Annotated in this window: 2 protein-coding genes and 1 tRNA gene; all 3 read left to right on the top strand. The window is 70.4% G+C overall.

The features are described from left to right. The coding region (locus IJH84_RS03765) for a GNAT family protein (protein WP_295140188.1) at nucleotides 1-474 on the top strand (474 nt) is incomplete at its 5' end. A gap of 252 nt (nucleotides 475-726) precedes the next feature. After that, a complete protein-coding gene (gene glpR / locus IJH84_RS03760) occupies nucleotides 727-1,512 on the top strand; it encodes a gephyrin-like molybdotransferase receptor GlpR (RefSeq protein WP_295140186.1) in 786 nt (261 codons plus the stop codon). Nucleotides 1,513-1,588: 76 nt separating this feature from the next. Then, nucleotides 1,589-1,661, top strand: a tRNA-Ala gene (locus tag IJH84_RS03755). The last annotated feature ends 260 nt before the right edge of the window (nucleotides 1,662-1,921 follow it).

Genomic DNA, 1,921 nt, shown 5'->3' with positions numbered 1-1,921 from the left:
GATTGGCAAGACCGCAACGCGCTGCTGGCCTGGCCGGCCCAGTGGAGCGCGCTGCGCGGGCTGGCGCGGCGCGGTCAGGCGCTGCCGTTCGTGATCACCGTGGACGGCCGGTTCGCCGGGCAGCTCACCGTCGGCAACATCGTGCGCGGGGCGTTGCGCTCCGCGTGGGTCGGTGACTGGGTCGCGGCCGAGTGCGCCGGTGGGGGCGTTGCGACGGCCGCCGTGGCGATGGCGGTCGATCAGTGCTTCGGCCCGGCGGGGCTGCACCGGCTGGAGGCGACGGTGCGCCCGGAGAACGCGGCGAGCGTGCGGGTGCTGGAGAAGTCCGGGTTCCGCCGGGAAGGGCTGTTCGAGCGCTACCTCGACGTCGAAGGCGCTTGGCGCGATCACTACGTCTACGGGCTGACCACCGAGGACGTGCCGGGCGGCGCGGTGCGCGCGTTGGTTCGCGCCGGGTGGGCCGAACGCGCCTGAACCGCGGCGAGAGCTTCGTCACCGCGCCCGTCCGCGCACATCGCCCGATCGAGTGTATTTCCGCTGTTCACAGGCGTGCGCGAGCCGACACGCCGGTACATCATCTCCCGCCCGTGCGACCCCGCGTGCGTTTCTCTCGAGCGCAGGCGAAACGGAAACGAATCGGCGTGGCTCAGAGACAGATGTGACAGAAGTGGCTAGCGTGGCGATCGCAGAAGTGTGCGGCAGGCAGCCAGGGGGAGGTGGCGGCGCGTGCCCAGTTCTTTGATCTTCGCGGCGTTGGCGGCGGCGTGGCTCGTCGTGCTGGTTCCGATGTTCGCCCGCCGTCGGCAGGAGGTGTCCCGGACCACCGACTCAGCGCTGGCGGCACGAGTGGTGCGCAGAGGCGGCGACCGGGCACCCGCGGAACCCGGCGACGCGGAAACCGACAGGGCGCAGGAGGCGTACGGCATGGCCGACACCGACCGGCACGACGACGACATCGAACCCGACTTCGACGACGTACCCGACGAGCAGGACGAGCAGGGGCGGCCGGTCAACGGCGACGACGTCCGCGCCGGCCGCCGCTACCGGCCCGGCCGCGGCGGCTACGACCCGGAAGCCGCGGCACTGGCCGCGCGCACCAAGTACGCCCGCAGGCAGCGCGTCCTGCTGCTCATCGTGGCCGCCGCCGTCGCGACCGCACTGCTCGCCGCCTTCGCCTGGACCGCGGCCTGGTGGCTGCACGGCATGATCGACCTCGGCATCGTCGGCTACCTCACCTACCTGCGGCGGCAGGTGCGGATCGAACAGGACATCCGGGATCGGCGGCTCGCCCGCATGTCCGAGTCCCGCGACGAACCCGACGCGGACTACCGCGAGACGTACTACGACGAACCGGCCGAGCCCGCCGCGGACGACCGATACGACTACGAGCCCCGCCGCGACGACCGGCGCGGCTCCGACGCGGTGGTCGTCGAGATCGACGACGAAGACCCCATGTTCGACGAACTCGACGAGCGCACCTGGCAGCCGTACCGCCGTGCGGTGGGCGAATGAACCTCCCGCCCACAAGCGAGGGGGGTGCTCCGAGTGCTGTCGGCGGCCTGCTAAACTGCAACAGCACTCGGAAAAAGGGGCTGTAGCGCAGTTGGTAGCGCGTCTCGTTCGCATCGAGAAGGTCAGGGGTTCGATTCCCCTCAGCTCCACGCAGTAGGAGGCTCGTGCTCGCGGAGGGCGCGAGCCTTTTTGCGTTCCGCGTATTAGTTGCGGGGGTCGAGCCCCCGCAGGCCCCCACGGTGCGGTGGTCGCTCTCCGTTGGCTCCGTGTTTTGGGGTGGTTGTCGGCTTGGTTGCGGACTAGCGGTTGGGTGTTCGCGTGAGGTTCGGTGGGCTTCTCGCAGTAGGAGGCTCGTGCTCGCGGAGGGCGCGGGCCTTTTTTGCGTTTCGTGTATTAGTTGCGGGGGCCG

This window comes from Saccharopolyspora sp., assembly GCF_017434145.1.
Taxonomy (GTDB): domain Bacteria; phylum Actinomycetota; class Actinomycetes; order Mycobacteriales; family Pseudonocardiaceae; genus Saccharopolyspora_C; species Saccharopolyspora_C galaxeae.
This window is presented reverse-complemented; position numbering and strand designations above follow the sequence as displayed.